This window comes from Amycolatopsis sp. NPDC003731 (genome assembly GCF_053586895.1).
On sequence record NZ_JBSFNC010000122.1, the window covers coordinates 1 to 16451 of the forward strand.

The following is a 16451-nucleotide window of genomic DNA, read 5'->3' on the forward strand; positions in this document are numbered from 1 at the left end:
ATGCTGGGGTTCGTCCCGGACACGGCTTGACCCGCCGCGCCGCCGGTTCGTCGAGAACCGGCCGGGCAGCGGTGGTCGTCACCGCCGGGGTGTCGCGCGGCCGAGCGGCTTTCCTCAGGCCGGAAGCGTCTTGAAGCACGTCCGGCACGGGGTCGGCCTCCGGCACCGTGTGCAGCACCTCATCGAGCAGTTCGATCCGGCGCTTCGTCAACTTCTCGACGCCGTCGGCCAGGCCTCGCAGGTGGCGCGGGCCTCGTCGAGGTACCAGCGCAGGATGTCCACGCATGACCGGGCCCGATCGGCGGGAATCGTGATTTCCGCCCGGGTTGCCCCGCGTGCGCGGGGACAACGCCGGTCACGCTCTCCTGTGGAGTATTCGACGGGACCAGCCCCGCGCGCGCGGAGACGACGACGCATGACGACTGCTCCACCGAGCCGGGCAACGGACCAGCCCCGCATGCTCGGGGACGACTCTCCTGCGGATCCGGAGTGTTCGATGTTCCGGGGGACCAGTCCCGCATGCGCGGGGAAGGGCTCATCCGAGGTCGAAGGTGGCGACGATGGGGCTGTGGTCTGAGCCGGATGTCGGGCGGTGCGTGGTGGGGGTATCGGTGATGGAGGGCAGATCGTCGCTGTGGACGGTGCGGACCTGGGGGAGTGGTGAGAGGAGGGCGTGGCTGACGAAGATGTGATCGATTAGTTCGCGTCGTCCCCGGTAGATGCGGGAGTAACGTTGGTCGGCGGGGATGCAGGGGGCGAGGTTCCAGAGTCGCTGGGGGTCGCCGCTGTCGGGGTGGTTGAACCCTGCGGTGCCGATTTCTGAGCCGGTGGGGCCTTGCAGGATCTGGGTGGTGGCGGCGGTGGGTTCGTCGTTGAGGTCGCCGAGCACGATGACCCGCTGGTCGTGGCCGGCGGCGAGGGCGGCGGTGGCGAGCTCGCGGACGGCGACGGCCTCGGCGGTTCGGCGGTAGAGAGCGTAGGCGCCGTAGCGGGCGCGTTGACCTTCGTCCTGGGTGCCGAATTGGCCGCCGGGGAAGGTGAGGAGCTTGGATTTGAAGTGGCAGGTGATCAGGGTGAGCGCGACACCGGCTGCCGGTTCGACGGTGACGGTGAGGGCTCCGCGGCCGAGTTCGTGGCTGAGGTCGGCCGGCGGGTCGGCGACCTGGATGGGGGCCAAGGCTTCGGGCAGTGTGATGTCGTCGCCGACTGGGGTCAGGGTGTGTCGGCTGAGGAATCCGACTCGGATTCCGCGTTGGTCGTAGTGCGCGGAGACCGTGGCTTTCCAGGGCTCGCCAAGGGCATCGGCGAGTTCGTTGAGGGCCTCGGGGTCGCCGACCTCCTGGACGGCGAGGACGTCGGGGTTGATGCCGGCGATGGTGGCGCGCAGGGCTTCGATCTTCGCTGCGTAGTCCGCAGGCGTTTTCGGCCCGTCACCGCCAGGTCGGAACAGATTCTCCAGGTTCCAGGTCCCGATACTGATCATGGTGTTTCCCCTCGACCGCGAGCGGTTCGACCACGGCATCCGGCTCGCTCCAAAATCCCGCACTGACAAACTCGCCGTTGCTGTGTCCGGAGTTACAGTCCTCACTCGAACGCAGTACCACAACTACTCCGTTTGGCGGTGATCGAGGCCCTTACTGTGCGTGGTCGGCCCCTGGGGTCGATGGAGCTGCTCCTCGTCCTCCACGGGGCGCCTCCGCGATCGCGAAGGGCGAGCCTAGGGAAACCGGCTTCGGAGGAGACCGGCCGCATGAGGGCGAAGGTCACATCGACTCCAGCTTGATCCCCTTACCTGCGCCGACGATCCGGTACCGCCGCTCTGCATAAGTACGGACGATCAGCTGGGCATCGCCCAGCGCGGACAGATTGAGGCTCGATTCGTACTCGGGATAGATCATGATTTCCAATGCCGTCAGCTGGGGCAATTGGGCGATCTGTGCCAAGTTGGCCGCGGAGGCGGAAGCGCTGATCTGGAGCGTTCGAAGATTCGTCACGTCCCTGAGTGGAGTGAAATCGACGACGTCGGAGCCGCGGAACGCCAGCTTGGTCACTTCGCTGAAGTGCGCGAGGTCGCCGAGTTCCGGGAATGGGTGGACTCTGACGAAACCGAGCTCCGCAACCTTCGGAGTAAACGACGCCAATCGTAGCAGGCCGCCCTTGATGCCGAGTCTGTCGATCCTGGAAGAGTGGCCGAGATCGAGGCGTTCGAGGTTTCCAAGGCTACCAATGAACTCGAAATCGGCGTCATTAGGGTAGTCAAGGAGGGTCAATCCGGTAAGTGCACGCAAATCGTTAAGTGGCGACAGGTCGTCTATCTCGTTAAGACCTGCAATGCCCAAAGATGTCAAACCTGTTAGCGAGCCGAGGAGCTGGATGTTTGCCGACGAGACGGCGTTCGGGTAGAAATATAAGTGTTTCAGACTCGGTAGATCGGCGAGAGCGCTAGAATCGACTCTGCCTCTGGGTAATAGTCTTAACGTTTCCAGGTCACGACATTGGGTCAGTGAGGCAAGGTTCTCGTATTCGCCGACCAGTCGAGCGTATCGAAGACAAGGTATCTGTGTCAGGAAATCGAGGTCTGTGAGGTCCTCGAGGTCGAGTCTCAGCGCGCTCAGCTTAGAGAGGTGAGCGACCGCGGGCAGCAGCGCTTGGTCCTCGATGGTTAAGTGGCCGTCGAGTAGCGGGGCTTCTGCGAGCACCCGTACGGCGTACTCGTCGGGATCGAAGTAACACCACGCAGCGATCAGTTCCCTTTGCACGCCCGGTCGCGCGTCCCGGCTGAACGACTCCAACACCGGCCAGGAATCGGGACCGTTGATCAACGCCGCCGTGCGAATGGTCGCGGCCGCTGCGGCCTCTGAAAGGTTCGTTCCCTGGCGAAGCAAGCGTGGCAGGAGAACCTCGCCCCCGGCGGCCAGAGACCGGGCCTCGGCCACCTGACGGGGCGGGATTAACGCGGCGAGGGACCGTTCCATGCGTTCGGCGAGTTCCATGGCGAGGGCGGGGGCGGACTCCGTCGCAGAGGCGGCGAGCAGGTTGAGCTTCCGGCGGGCCCTGGGTTCGGCTTCGGCACGGTCGAGCAGGCCTTCGAACAGGTCGTGTCGCAGCGGCGCGTTGGCGAGCCCGGCCGCCATTACCACGATGTCCCGCCATTGGTCCATGTGGGCGTTCTGGACGAGCAGGCCGACATCCCCCTGGTCCGTCGCCTCTTCCGCGGTCAGGAACTCCTGGAACGTACGGTGGACGAAGTCGATCCTGTCGGCCGTCGGTTCGCGGAGAACCCCGCTTCGCTGAAGCAGGTGTTCGAGCACCGCCGCGGCGTCATGCTCGACCCGGGGCATGGTTGCGAGACGTTCGGTTAGGCGTCGGAGCGCTTCTTCGCGGCGCAGCTCGGACCGTCCGTTCACCGACAGCCGCCACGCGAGGTGCCTAAGCAGCTGACGGCTGTCCTGGCTCGTGAGTTTCAGCGCGTGCGGAACGCGCCGCTCGGCGTCACGCCGTTCCAGCAGCATCGACAGCGCGGTGACGTAGAGCTCGAGCCGGTTGCGCGGGAGGAAGGACGCACGGTCGAGGTTCAAGGCGCACAACATGGCGCACAGCAGCGGCGTCGTCGCGAGCGTCCTCAGATGAGGACTGCCGTCGAGCCGTCCGAGCAGGACACCCTCATACCTCGGCAGGTCCTCTTCGGGACAGGGCAGGCTTCCCGCGTCGCGGACGGCTTTGTGCCAGTGGCGGATCAGCGCGCGCACGCCCGCCTGGCTCATGTGCTCGATCCAGGCGGAGCGGAACCCTTCCGCGTTCAGCCACGTCTCGGTCGCTCCCGCCGGACGGGAGGTGAGGACCAACCGGATGTCGGGAAACGCCGACAGTAGCCGGCCGAGCCAGGCTCTGACCTCGCCACGTTCCTCGACGGGAAGCTCGTCAACGCCGTCAACGAGAACCAACGCGCGGCCGGAGACGAGCTGGCGGTGGACGTAGGCAGAGGGCATCAGGGCGGTCAACGGCTGGGCTGTCCCGTCGAGGAAACCTTCCGGAGGGGGAAGGTCCCGGCCCGAGTAGCTGCGCAGCTTGATCAGAAAGGGAACGCAGCCGTTGAGGCCGGCCAACTCGTCGCGGAACGTTCCTCGGGCGGCGTTCACCGCGAGCCAGCGCACTAGCGTGGATTTGCCCGAGCCGGCCTCGCCGCGGATCAGGATCCGGCTCGACGCAGCCAACGCGCGTTCCACGCGGACGGAGCTGTCTTGGCTCCACGCCGCGTCGGTCCGCCACGTGAGCATTTCGTGAGCCTCCGCCCGGGTGCCGGTTTTGCGGTTTCGGACCGTCAAGCTGACGTACGCCACGCTCAGCGTGGTCCGCGGGCGGTATCGGCGGGTGTCGACTCCGAACAGCTCGATGTCATCCAGGGTCTCGCTGATCTGACGCAGGTACCGGGAGCGGAATGCTGCGTCCGACGCCGTGCCGGTAGGTGCCATCAGGGTCGGCGCCGGCAGCCTGGTGAGAACTCGTTCGAGCTGTTCGGACAAGCCGGAGACTCGACCGAGCAGTTCCGCGCCGGCCCTGGCCGCGAACGGCGTCAGCTGCACGACGAGACGGACAAAGTAGTCGCAGGACTCGTCAAGGACAAGGTGATAGAACCACATCGCGGCTTCGCTGAGTCCAGCTCGTTCCGGCGCGTCCGGCAGGGCGGCGCGCAGCCGGCGGGCGAGTTTGGCAGCGTCGACGTCGACCTCGAACAGATCGGCGTCGGAGAGGTTCGCTCGTTCGAAAGCGGACGCGACTTCCGCCAGTGCGGAGATCCGTTCGTTGTCGCTAAGTTCCGGGACCTCCCGGCGGCACAGGTACTCGATGCGCTCGGACACGACGTCAACCAGAGCCTCGAGTTCACGGTCAAAGCGCCTGCGTGGAAAGCCGGCACCCAAGCGAGCCTGCACCAGTTCCGCGAGCGAACTATCCCGCTCAAGAGCGCCCCTGCGCTGGGTCAGCCACGACTTGACCGCGGAACTCACCACTGCCGTGCCCACCCGTAGCACCACCGGCTCCATGCGGCTTGAGTCGTCGCAGAACTACTGAACGTTACGCGTGAAAGAGCGGGCGACGGGACCGACGTGGGCCTTCGTGTCCCACCCTCACCCCACGAACGCGGCTGCGACTGGCCTGCCTGATCGTCGAGCAGGGCTGGACCTGCGCCGCAGCGGCGAAGATGTTCATGGTCCCCGCCAAGACCGCCGCGAAATGGGCCCAGCGCTACCGCGCTGAAGGCGTGGCTGGGACGGCCGATCGCAGCAGCCGCCCGCACCGCAGCCCGGCCAAGACCGCGCCCGCGCTGGTGCGGGCGATCGTGCGGCTGCGGTGGCGTCATCGGCTGGGCTCGGTCCAGATCGGCGGCCGGCTCGGCCGGCCCGCGTCCACGGTGCACGCGGTGCTGGTGCGTTGCCGGATCAACCGCTTGTCCCGGCTCGACCGGGTCACCGGCGAACCCTTGCGCCGCTAAGAACACGACCGCCCCGGCTCGCTGATCCATGTCGATGTCACCAAGTTCGGCAACATCCCCGACGGCGGCGGCTGTCGCTATGTTGGCAAACAGTAAGGCGAGATCAACAAACGCGCCACCCCGGGCCTGCCTCACGGCGCGGATTACAAGCCCCGCACCGGCACCGCGTTCGTGCACGCCGTCATCGATGATCACTCCCGCGTCGCCTACGCCGAAATCCACCCCGACGAAACCGCCGCCACCGGCACCGCCGTCCTGCGCCGGTCCGTGGCCTGGTTCGCCGACCTCGGCGTCACCGGCGAACGCGTGTTGTCCGACAACCGCTCGGCCTACCGCTCCCACGCCTGGCGTGACACCTGCACCGAACTCGGCATCGCCCCAACCAACCGTCGCGATCGTGCTGCCGTAAGACGCCTTACTCGAATGGACAGGTTGAGCGCGCAAGGTCAGAGCGGGTCTGCGCCGCTCAGGTCTGGAAGGTCGGCGAGCGCCGACCGATAGGCGTCGACTGCCGCCGTTGCCAAGGCGGCGTCGACGGAGAGCTGAACACGGGCCTCGGCGAGGTGACGGATGGGGTTCTGTGCGTCGCTGGCCGTGGTGGACAGCCGCTTGACGACCTTCGCGCCTTCTTCACGGAACGATTTCAGCACGACGGCGGCGTAGTAGAGGTACGCCTGAAATCGCTCGCGCACTGCCCACAGTTCCGGCGGCCAGCCGGCAGGTGTGATGTCGTGTTTGGGTGCGTTGTCGCGGTGCCTGATCAGGGAATTGTGATTGAGCGGGACGCCGGCGGTCTGCGCGAACCACTGCCGAAGTGCCCCCAGCAGGGGGTCCGCACCGCTGTCGACCTGAAGGATCTGGCCGTAGGCTACGACGTCGAGGTCCTGTCGTACAAGTTCGGCCGCCAGCGCGCTCAAGTCGTCTATACCTTTATCCTCCCGGATGTCATAGAGCTGCCACACGGTCCGGTTCAGATCGCGGGGCAGCCCGCCGGACAGCGCGTGGCACAGCCACACGTACGGTTCGGGCAGGGGCAACACACGCTGCACCAACAGGCGCCTGGTCTGCGCGAGTGACAACCTGGTCACCTGGATCACGGTGTCGAACGCCGAGTCAAACGCGGTACGCACGGCCAGCATCCGCCGGGAGAACGACGCCAGCGCCTCCTCCGACACCGTCGCCCTCATCAGCCTTCAGCGGCGGGTGCTATCACCATTTCGGCCCACTAGGTTCGATGTGCAGGCCAGCGGCTTTCGGTGCGAGCAGGGGTTCGCGGGCGCGCGGTGTTCCGCCCTGGCTCAATACGCGGCTGCGTCGGACTCGTCGGGTGGGTTGGCGCTCCAGGTTTTTCCGGCGCCGCGGGCGGCTGCGGCGCGCGCGAGCACGCGACCGACGCCGCGGCGTCGGGACTCGACGCGCAGACCGAGCAGCATGCCGCGCCGGTTGACCGGGCACAGCGACAGGTCGACGTGGCCGTAGATCGCGGCGCCCCCACCGCAACTGGATCGTCCCCGTTCCGGCACGGACGGGCGGCGGGACGACGACCAGCGCCCAACGGCCACCGTGCGCCGGTTGGCTGGGACCGCACTCCGGGGACGAGAACTCCTACAGCAAAGACTCGGTGTCGAACGCGCTCAAGAAGGCCGTGTGCGCCCAACAGGTCACCCTTGCCGCAGCCCAAGCGGCGATGCTGAACGATTGGACCACGGCGAAGGCCGTACTCGGCATCGGCTGACCCGGACCCGGGGCGTCCCGGCCTCAGCGGAGAGACAGAGCTTGGCCCCGCCGGCTCGCCTCGGATGCGGGTGCTACCGGTACTACGCTGGCGCCGAGGCCGCCTCCGGACCCGCTGCGTGTGGAGCCTGAGGTTGCAACCAGCGATGACGAGGGGGAAGGGCTCGAGCCGGTGGCATGCTCCAGAAGCTTGCTACCCCGACTTCGAGATGCGGCGGGCGACGCCGTTCAAAAGTAAAAATGTCCTTTGTCGGCGGCGAGGGAGCTGGCTCCCTCGCCGCCGACGGGACGACAGCGGTGATCTCTCCCCAGTGATCTGCCGCTCATCTTGGTCAAGCGGCGGCGGTCTTCTTCCGCGAGGAACGCTTCCGAGGCGCCGGAGCCTCCGGTTCGGCAACCTGGGCCCGCTCGTAGGCCGACACCACCTCGGAGGACAGACGTCCTCGTTCGGAGATCTCGTATCCGTTCGCGCCGGCCCAGGCGCGGATTTGCTGGTTACGCTCGCGGTCAGAAGAGGCAGCCGTCGACTGGCCCGTGGCGACGCGGACCTTGCGGCCGCCGATGCGGCGACCGGCGCCGACGTAGCGGGCCAGTTCATCGCGCAGCGCGGCGGCGTTCTCATTCGAGAGGTCGATCTCGTAGGTCACGCCGTCCAGGCCGAACTGCACGGTCTGCGCGGCGGCGCTGCCGTCGATGTCGTCGAGGATCTCGACGAGGACCTTCTGGGCCATTGATGCTCCTTCGGAGGCGATGTGTTCAGGAACACCTGCGGTTGCAAGTTGCACATTGTGCGATGTTCCGTGAACCAGTCTATCCATACTGCCGCGGGAAAGAAGAAAACACCCGCACGCTTAGTTGCAGAAATCGGCTTTGAGCTCCCCCGGACTGAAGATGCTAACTGATCGTGACGAAAAACGGTCGGGCCTCGTCAGCTGTCCTCGCCGGACCAACGGCATGAGTCGAGCCTCGTACGGCTGCGATCGGCGCGCCTTCGGCTGCTTGCTCTGCCGATTCGGTAGGACGATCCACTTCAGGTGCTTTCGGGTACCTTGCGTGGCAGTAGCGTTGACCCTGGTGCACGGCGCGGTCGGCCGTGATCTCGTCGCGTTGACGTGGTGTGTACCCCGCACCTTGCTCGGTGAGCCGTACTGCATACCGGTGGAAGCGATATGAGGCCGTTCGGCGTAGCCATCGACGTCACCACGGAACTCTGGATGGGTTCTTGCCCGGCGCTCGTTTGCAGGTCGGTGAATGTTGCCGCAATCCTGGACGCTGAGTGTCGAAAGTGCGGGTCAGTGCGTCAGTTCTACCTGAGCAGATCCGGCGACAGCCGGTGGCCGTCGGCGTCGACCTGCCACTGGGGGACGTGAAGTTCGAGGCGGCCATGTTGGCCGCCCACACCAGCGCGGCGAGTTCGTCGGGCAGGGCATACTCGATCTCGCCGTCGCCGCGGCCGGAGCGACTTCCGGTGCTGCACATTCGCACCGTGGGCAGCCAGTCGGGGCGCTGTTGGGGACGTTCTTCTCGAAGAACTGTTGCCCGCCGGCACCGTCGAGGAACCGGATGAACGTCACCGGCCGCCCTGCCAGGTGCGGCAGCAAGACATCAGCGATGCTGAAGTAGTAGTTGATCGGAGACCGGTGTCGGCCTGCTACTGGTTGGCAGCGGAACGCTCAGGCGGTAGCGGATGACCTGACGAAAGGACAGTGCGTGGGGTTGCGCCTGCAGCCTGACAGGCCCGTACGTACTTTACGTTTAGCAGCAATGGCCTCGCGTCGACTCGGACAGATAGATGCCCTGAACACCCTCGGGTACGTCTCACAGTCCTTGGGGCAGCACGCTGAGGCGCGTGAGCACTTCCTGCAGGCCATCAACTTGTGCCGGAAAGCGGACCACAGCTACGCCGAGGCGACGAACCTCATCTACCTGGGTGACGCCTACGCTGCACTTGGGCAGCCCGACGAGGCGCGCAAGATCTGGCAGGCGGCAGTCGACTTGCTGCGTTCCCAAGCTCGCACGGCCGAAAGTGCCCAGGTGGATACCCGATTAGCGCAAGAGCCGCCTCGAGCCAATGCCGATCGCTGACGGCGTGATGTCTCCAGTCGGCCACGCGAGGGGCGCCACTTGGCGCCCAGCCTTCGGCGCCGAGGGCGAGATTGCCCCGTTTGCCAGCGGGGCAGTTGTCGCTAGTGCCTGTCGCTATCCAGAGAACCCGACGATCCAGTTCGGCAGCCCTGTTCGCCTCGATTTTGAACCGGAGCCCCGCTTCGTCATGAGTCGCTGTGATTGGTATCTCGTCGCTTCTCGTAACTGTAGACGCCTCGATGAACGCTGACGTACCCCGTGCATGTCATTACTTCGATTCAGTGTGGAAGCGTACGGGTAAAGCTCTACTGGTGGTTCGTGAATTATTTTTGCCACTCATGGGTCGAACGGCTAAAGTCAATCTAACTGGTCAGGATCAGGTTCTTGAACTGCGGAAGTGGGATGTGGGCAACCCGCTTGGGGGGTGACGAATGATTTCATCTTCTTGAAAATCTACTGCCGTATGGTTGAAGTTTCACGTAAAGCTTTCCGGGGGACTCTAAGTTCGGTATGATCGAGCGGATAGACCGAGGCGGCGGCCGGTGGTGTCGACACAGGCCGCCGCGCACGGCTGTTCAACGAGGGCTACCGGCGAACCAGCTTCTCAACCATCCGGAGCCCGATCGCGACGAGCCTGGCAGCCTTGGCTGCCAGGCCGTTGCTGTCCTCGAGGTAACTCATCGAAGCCGCTACCTCCAAGAACAGTGCGAGACCATCGAGCAGCCCCGCAAGTCGCGTCCAGATATGCCAGTGGTCCTCGTTAGCGTTCGAGCCGGTCATGACCGTCTCCTCACCCGGCGACGGTGGCCTCGCGGCGCGAGGCCGTCGACCCCGCGCCGGATCCGATCATGCGCAGGGGCGACTCCGAGCCGCGTGAAACGATCACTAAGACTCGAACGCTGAACGAAGAATACAGGACTCAACGTCCGCTGACTATCATCAAGCGGACGGAGCGAAAAAGGGCAGACTTCCCGAGTCTGACCACTGCATCGCTGTCGTGCGACGCTGCGTCATCGTAAGCACCACGCTGGGGATCAGTCCAGATTTCAACCACCAATCACCCGTTAGCAGCAGTGACCGTGATGTTCCCGCGACCATTCTTGTTCCGCTTCGAAGAATTCTTCATACATGAAGGTACTGCGTTGGCTGGACTGCCGCATCTACCTGGATTTTTGCTCGTTCAAGGTAATCATCCGGGCCAAGCGCCACCTCCGTCGCTGGTCGTCGACGTCGTCGACCGGACGTCAATGCTGCCGTCGCAACCGACCCGCAAGTCTGTCCGCTCCGCTGATCACCGAGGGTGATCTGGTCGGTGGCTGCCCGTGCAGCCGAGAGCCACGGCGCAGCCGGAGATGAATGCCGCTGGCGCAAGGACCACGACACCTTCAAGATCGAAGTCGGGTGCCTCCTCGCCCGCAACGACCGCACCGCCGCCCGCTGGCCGGCAAGCCGCGCGCCCGGACCCTGGACCGGCTGAAGGTGCAGGTGCAGGAGCTCATCGACCTCGTCATCGAGCTGATGGTGCCCGCTCGCAGCAAGCGCGAGCTGCAGCGTGCCGACGTCGCGACGTCCGCGGTGATCCGGCAGGCTCGCCGCGAGCCGCACTAAAGCACGAGTTCTACGTCGACAGCGCCGACAGGCCGGTGTCGGGCGACGCGTTCGCGCTGGAGCGGATGATGCTCAACCTGCGCGACAACGCGATCAAGGCCGCACCCTAGGTGTCAATGTGCGCGGTTCGCCCCGCTCCGGCCGGATCTCCGTCGGAGAGCGGGGCCCAGCGATTGCGCCGGAGCATCAGGAGACGGCGTTCCATCGCGCTGGGGTGAACGTCGTCGAGGTTTGCGGTCGAGCCTGCGCCGCGGGCTACCCGCGGCTGACCGCGCTTCACTAGCTGCTATCAGCGCGAGAGCTGAGATCGCAATCGCATGCGATTGTGAGCCGAGGGCCAGCATCAGGCGGTTGCAAGGACATCGCCAACGTCGCGGTGCGATGATCGTAAACAACTCGAAGCTGCAAGACGCGAAGGGTTTTTGCTGGCTCGCCGCTGAGTGAGAGCGACTCAACGAGACGGCCAAAGGGCGATTTACTGGGCGCTGCGGCGGCGTCGAGGTCGTCGAGCCATGTTTTGACTGCTCGGTACACCTGATCTTCCCTAACCGAGATCGAGTAGGGATGCGTCGGTAGATTGGTGGACCCTCGCTGTATGCAGCGGTAGTAGTGGTGCGGGCCTGTTGTTGAGCTGACCATCTTTCGATCGCAGGCGGCGCATCGGATGAGTCCTTGGAAGAGGTACTCGTGGCGTGTGCGGCGCCCGTGGCGGTCAACCTTGCTTCGTCCGGTGAGGGCCTTTGCCCGCCGGAGGAGCTGGACCTGGGTGAACTGCTGGACTGTGATGATCGGTGCGTGTGCTGGCATGCGGGAGCGGACCACTCGGTCGGGTGGTGCTCGCCGGAAGCGGACGATGTGGCCGGCTGATACGTCATCGGGGTCGAGGAGGACTTCTGTTTTGGTCCAACGACCGAAGACGGCATAGCCGGTGTATCGGGGGTTTTCGAGGATCGAGCGGATGGTGCTGCCGAGCCAGCCGTCGCCGCGGCGGTGCGGGTTTTGTTCGGGGTGGCGTGCGGAGGGGCAGGGGATGTGGTCGTGGTTGAGTCCGATGGCGATGGCGTGGTCGCCGAGGCCGCGTAGGTACTCGGCGAAGATGCGGCGCACGACGTCGGCTGCTTCGTCGTCGATGTGGAGAATGCGGAGTTGGAGGCCGTCGGCTGCTTTGCGAGGGTGGGGGTGTGGTCCGCCGTCGACGACGACGTAGCCGTAAGGTGCGCGTCCTCCTTCGTGGCGGCCTTCGCTGATGACTTGGGCGTCCATGGAGGCGCGGACGCGGGCTTGGACGTGTTGGCGTTCGGATTCGCTGATTCCGCCGAGGAGGCTCATCAGCATGGTGTGGGAGGGGTTGCGGGGCTGGTAGCAGCCGCCGAGTTCAGGAACCCACAACTGGACGTTGTAGGCGGCCAAGCGAGGTGCAGTGAGGGAGAATTGGTTGCCGAACCAGCACCGGGTGCCTTCGCCGACGACGACCGCCGTCCACCGGCGCGTCGTGGCCCTGAGCTCGTCCAGGAGGCGACCGGCCTCCGGACGGCGGTGCCAGGGGACCGAGCGGGACTGGTCGATGTCGAAGTACTCCTCGACGACCTGGCCGCCGAGCGGCTCCACAAACCGGCACGCGTTGCGCAACTGCCAGCTACGAGATGTGGCTGGGTCTTGTTGGTCCTCGGTCGAGCACCTGCCGTAGAAGGCGAACGATTGCGCGTTCGTCTCGGTAGTTGAGGCTGGCGCGCTTCCCCATAGGGCGTCGAGCTCAGCCCAGGGATCAGCCGGGGCGTCCACGACGTCGCCTTCGGACTTGAGCAGCTATGACTTTGCCAGCCATAGTCATCAGGGTCGGTGATGCGAGATCTGCTGGCCAGGGAGGTACCTCGTTCGAGGCGGTAAGCGGTCGAGCGGCCACGTTTTCTGTCAATGTCAGCGCTGAGTTCAACTCTGTTTGCCGATAGCCGCCGGCACGTGGAAGCGCTGGATCAGAGGCCGGAGCGACGCGGGATGCGTGACGTCGTGGTTGATGTGCTGGGCAAGCCGTTTGATCTGTCCGAGGATCTCGTTGGTACTCACGGTGAGGTCGAGGTGTCGTACGTGGATTCTGGTGGCGGCGCGGGGCAGGTTGTGGATGCTCCCGGTCGGTGGGCCGTCGGCGTAGATGAGGGTTGCGTCGGGTAGTCCGGTGGCGGTGGCGTAGGCGAGGGTTTGGTAGAGGTGCTGGGCGTCTCCGGTGCCGGTGTCCATGCGGTATTTGAGTTCGCCGACGAACCGGCACCGGCCGTTGACCCACAGGCTTAGGTCGGGCTGTACGTTCAGTTTCCGCTGGTCGTCCAGGTGCAGCGCTGGGGCGTGCTTGCCGGCGGGGAAGTCGTGTTCGGTGAGGCCGAGGGCGCGTCGGGTGGCGGTGCGGACGAACTTCTCGAAGACGTCGTGCATCGTGACCACGAGACCGGGAGCCGCTACTGGGCCGGTGCCGAGGTCGGCCTCTGTTTCGGTGAGGATGAGCTGGGCGAGTTCGACGGCTGGCCGGTAGTGCTCGTTGAGCCGGGTCCAGCGCACTTCAGGTAGGTGGTTGTGACGCAGTGGGGGAGCGGTGATGCCTTCGAAGAGGCGTCGCAAGCGCGCCAGGGAACGCTGAGTCCTGGTGCTGTGCGTCTGGACCTCGGTCAGCTTCTCGATGGCTGCGGCCAGGAGCTGGTTTTCGAGGATGTCTTCGTCATGGGACTGGTAGGACACCGCGAGCGGCAGGTCTCGGCCGGGGGAGCGGCGTAGTTGCTGTGTGAAGTCGATGCGGCCGCGGACGGTGTGGAGCCGGTCGTGGCGATCGCGGTAGCCGCGCAGGACACCGGTTCGGGTGGCGCGGTCACACAGGTGGGTGAAGAGGGCGGCGACGGCTTCGGTCAGGGTGTCCTTCTCGTCGAGGACGGCGTCGTCGGTCCATGCGGGGTCGACGGCGTGGGCGATGAGGAATAAGACCCGGGAGACCGGCAGCTTCGGTGCCACGACGATCGAGGTGCCGTCGACCAGGACGGTGCCGACCCGGTCGGCGGCACGCACGTCATAGAGGCCGTCGCCGGTGTTCGAGCGGGTGACGGCGCAGTGGAACCTCTCCCTGAGGGCGTTGACTTCGGTCTGGGTGAGGGGATGGTTCTTGACCTGCTTGTATTCACGGAAGCTGAGTGTCTTCATCGGGGCTGCCGGTCACCTCCGCCCGCAACTGGGCTAAGGACAGTTCGGCGAGTTCGCCTTCGCGTCCGTGGAAGTGGTCGCGCAGGGTGGGCAGCACCGCATGGTCCCAGACCAGGTCGAGCCAGTTGTCGTCGATGGCGGTGGGGCGGAAGAAGTGGCTCGGGCCGATCGCGGCGTCCGGGTCGTTGATCTTCTCGTTGGCTTTGGCTACGGCGTCGGCGAGCCACTCGAAGCCCGGCTGTCGCTTGTTGAGGTATTTGCGGAGCACGCCGGCGACCGGGTCGGTGTGCGGGGTGAAGTCGACGAAGTAGAAGCGCCGGCGCAGTGCGCTGTCGAGCAGGGCGATCGAGCGGTCGGCGGTGTTCATCGTCGCGATCAGGGACAGGTTCGGCGGCAGTTGCGCCGGCTGGTGCCGGTAGAGCAGTTGAACCGACTCGTTGCGGTATTCGAGGAGGAAGTAGAGCTCTCCGAAGACCTGGGCGACGTTTGCCCGGTTCAGCTCATCGATGACGAGCACGTACTGGTTGTCCGGGTGCGCGGCGGCCTCTTCCGCGATGCGCAGCATCGGTCCTTTGGCGAGGTCGAACCCGCTGCCGTCCTGCCGCGGCCGGTAGCCGTCGACGAAGTCTTCGTAGGAGTAGGTCGGGTGGAACTGCACCAGTCGCACCCGGTCAGCGGACTTCGCGATCCACTCCGCCAGCTTCCGGGCGATGTAGGTCTTGCCGGTCCCGGGCGAGCCTTGGAAGATCACCTGCTTCTTCTCGTCGAGCAGCTGGATCACTCGCTCGAGGAACGGCTCGTCCAGATAGAGCTCGTCGGCGAGGTCGCTGAGTGACCGGTCGTCGGCCTCGGGTGTGGCAGGGCTGGCCGTCGTGTCGTTGGGAATCTCTGTTGCCGGCTGGACGGGCAGTGCTCCGCTGCCGCGGCGCCACCCGCGGAGGGCGTCGGCTTCAGCCTCGGTCCACTCAGCCGGCGGATCGTAGGTCATGAGTGCCCACAGCAGCGACTGCGCGTCGAGGCGATCGGCCAGAGGCTTGCCGTGCCGGCGGAAGGCGTCGATGACCTGGTCGAGGAAGACCAGAAAGACCTCGTAGCGTTCGCCCTCGGTCGCGGACGGCTCCGGCTTGGTGTGGCCGGTCAGCCGGTAGGCGAGTTCGACGGGGGTTGCCCGCCAGGGCGGGTGGGCGACCACGTCGACGGCGCCGAGCAGCACGGAGGCGAGACTGAGCCGAGCTCCGCTGCCGGACACGGCTGTGGTCGGCAGCCGAGCGAGGAACCGGTCGATCGAGGCCGGCCCCGCATCGGTCCAGAGTTCACCGAGCGCCTGCCAGGCGTCCTCGGCTTCCTCGAGCCACGTGAAGAAGCTGTCGAGGACACGCCAGTCGACGAGATTCGACCGGCGCAGGACCTGCAGGTCGGCGTCGAGCCCGGACTTCCGGGCGGCGCTGAGCGCGGCCGCGCCGTCGAGCTTGTACTGCCGCTCGTCTGCCGCGAGATCGGCGGACTCCCGGATTCGTTCACCCCATTGGACCAGCGCGTCCCAGCGGCTGTTCTGTTTGCTCCAGTCCCACACGTACGGCGCCCGGTAGAAGTTGACGAACTCGTCCGATTCCCAGCGACCGTTCGGCGTCAGATTGTTCGCCACGGACGCGATCTGGAACGACGGGTGCTCATCGCCTTTGGCGGCGAGTTCGGGCCAGGTCTTGAGGATCTGCTGACGGTGGTCACGGCTGACGACCGGAGCGAACACGTCAGGGAACAGCAGGTGCTCGAGTGAAAACCGCTGGATCGCTGCTCCGTTGTCCTGCAGCCCGTCCAGCAGCTCGACGAAGGCATGTGGCTCGGTCAACGTGTGACGCCGGTCGGTATCGGGGAGCCGCTTGAGCGCCGCAACCGTCTGGATCAGGTACGCATACTGCCGCCATCGGTAGTTGTTGTAGCCCTGACCTGGGTTGATCAGCCCGGAATCCAGAGCCTGGGCCAGCTGGCCAGGAACTTCATGATGGCCGTCGGCGAACCCGAGCACGGCCCGTACCTGTTGCAGCTTCTTCGCTCCGCCGATCGTGCTGCTGCGGGCGATCAACAGGTGCACGTACAGCAGCTCAGCTGCCAGTTGCACTGCGCCTGGGGGCGCGGCCGCCAGCTGAGCGCGCAGCTTGCCGAGAAAGGTCCCTTCCCCGAGGTCCGGCTGCTGCACGAAGTCCCTGACCAGGACTTCGACGTTCTCCAGCGTGGAGACCCGGCTGTCGTCAAACAGTCCCAGATCGTCGAGGAGACAGCGGTTTCGCCACAGCGCGGCCGCCGCGTAGACCGGTTTGGTCGAGGGGTACGGGATCCGTGTGCAGGTCATGGG

At 65.6% G+C, this 16451-nt stretch carries 13 protein-coding genes and 1 pseudogene; 3 read left to right on the top strand and 11 right to left on the bottom strand.

Features of this window, described 5'->3' with window-relative positions:
* From ACWDN5_RS35345 to ACWDN5_RS35355, 3 genes are all read right to left on the bottom strand, one after another.
* Positions 1-211 (bottom strand): hypothetical protein (locus tag ACWDN5_RS35345; RefSeq protein WP_449679329.1); only part of this gene is annotated, 211 nt, incomplete at its 3' end.
* Positions 212-535: 324 nt separating this feature from the next.
* Positions 536-1483: an endonuclease/exonuclease/phosphatase family protein gene (locus ACWDN5_RS35350; RefSeq protein ID WP_449679330.1), complete on the bottom strand. Its 948-nt coding sequence runs from the start codon at positions 1481-1483 to the stop codon at positions 536-538.
* A 280-nt stretch (positions 1484-1763) separates the two neighbouring features.
* Positions 1764-5021, bottom strand: a complete 3258-nt coding sequence (locus ACWDN5_RS35355) for an NACHT domain-containing protein (RefSeq protein ID WP_449679331.1) — start codon at positions 5019-5021, stop codon at positions 1764-1766.
* 122 nt (positions 5022-5143) lie between these two features.
* Between ACWDN5_RS35355 and ACWDN5_RS35360 the strand changes: the two are divergent.
* Positions 5144-5947: pseudogene (locus ACWDN5_RS35360) on the top strand (DDE-type integrase/transposase/recombinase); the annotation flags it as partial.
* On the opposite strand, the gene ACWDN5_RS35365 reads toward ACWDN5_RS35360, so the two are convergent.
* The 4 genes from ACWDN5_RS35365 to ACWDN5_RS35380 all read right to left on the bottom strand — a co-directional run bounded on the left by ACWDN5_RS35365 (position 5938) and on the right by ACWDN5_RS35380 (position 8799).
* On the bottom strand, positions 5938-6666 hold the full coding sequence (locus ACWDN5_RS35365; RefSeq protein WP_449679332.1) for a hypothetical protein: 729 nt from the start codon (positions 6664-6666) through the stop codon (positions 5938-5940). The pseudogene ACWDN5_RS35360 and the gene ACWDN5_RS35365 sit on opposite strands and share 10 nt — an antisense overlap.
* Positions 6667-6789: 123 nt before the next feature.
* Complete coding sequence (locus tag ACWDN5_RS35370) at positions 6790-7014, bottom strand: hypothetical protein (RefSeq protein ID WP_449679333.1); 225 nt, start codon at positions 7012-7014, stop codon at positions 6790-6792.
* Positions 7015-7557: 543 nt separating this feature from the next.
* On the bottom strand, positions 7558-7956 hold the full coding sequence (locus ACWDN5_RS35375) for a histone-like nucleoid-structuring protein Lsr2 (RefSeq protein ID WP_449679334.1): 399 nt from the start codon (positions 7954-7956) through the stop codon (positions 7558-7560).
* Positions 7957-8517: 561 nt separating this feature from the next.
* The gene (locus ACWDN5_RS35380) at positions 8518-8799 is read right to left on the bottom strand and encodes a hypothetical protein (RefSeq protein WP_449679335.1); all 282 of its coding nucleotides are present in this window, start codon (positions 8797-8799) and stop codon (positions 8518-8520) included.
* 136 nt (positions 8800-8935) lie between these two features.
* Between ACWDN5_RS35380 and ACWDN5_RS35385 the strand changes: the two genes are divergently transcribed.
* The gene (locus tag ACWDN5_RS35385; protein WP_449679336.1) at positions 8936-9310 is read left to right on the top strand and encodes a tetratricopeptide repeat protein; all 375 of its coding nucleotides are present in this window, start codon (positions 8936-8938) and stop codon (positions 9308-9310) included.
* Between the two features lie 585 nt (positions 9311-9895).
* On the opposite strand, the gene ACWDN5_RS35390 is transcribed toward ACWDN5_RS35385, so the two are convergent.
* Positions 9896-10090, bottom strand: coding sequence for a hypothetical protein (locus ACWDN5_RS35390; protein ID WP_449679337.1), 195 nt, complete (start codon positions 10088-10090; stop codon positions 9896-9898).
* Between the two features lie 621 nt (positions 10091-10711).
* Between ACWDN5_RS35390 and ACWDN5_RS35395 the strand changes: the two genes are divergently transcribed.
* Complete coding sequence (locus ACWDN5_RS35395; RefSeq protein ID WP_449679338.1) at positions 10712-10918, top strand: hypothetical protein; 207 nt, start codon at positions 10712-10714, stop codon at positions 10916-10918.
* A gap of 279 nt (positions 10919-11197) precedes the next feature.
* Here the strand turns inward: ACWDN5_RS35395 and ACWDN5_RS35400 are convergent, their stop codons facing one another.
* The 3 genes from ACWDN5_RS35400 to ACWDN5_RS35410 all read right to left on the bottom strand — a co-directional run bounded on the left by ACWDN5_RS35400 (position 11198) and on the right by ACWDN5_RS35410 (position 16448).
* Positions 11198-12700 (bottom strand): recombinase family protein, encoded by a 1503-nt coding sequence (locus tag ACWDN5_RS35400; protein ID WP_449679339.1) that lies wholly within the window; start codon positions 12698-12700, stop codon positions 11198-11200.
* 147 nt (positions 12701-12847) lie between these two features.
* On the bottom strand, positions 12848-14098 hold the full coding sequence (locus ACWDN5_RS35405; RefSeq protein WP_449679340.1) for an McrC family protein: 1251 nt from the start codon (positions 14096-14098) through the stop codon (positions 12848-12850).
* Complete coding sequence (locus tag ACWDN5_RS35410) at positions 14076-16448, bottom strand: McrB family protein (protein ID WP_449679341.1); 2373 nt, start codon at positions 16446-16448, stop codon at positions 14076-14078. Before ACWDN5_RS35410 ends, ACWDN5_RS35405 begins: the two co-directional genes overlap by 23 nt.
* Positions 16449-16451: the final 3 nt, after the last annotated feature.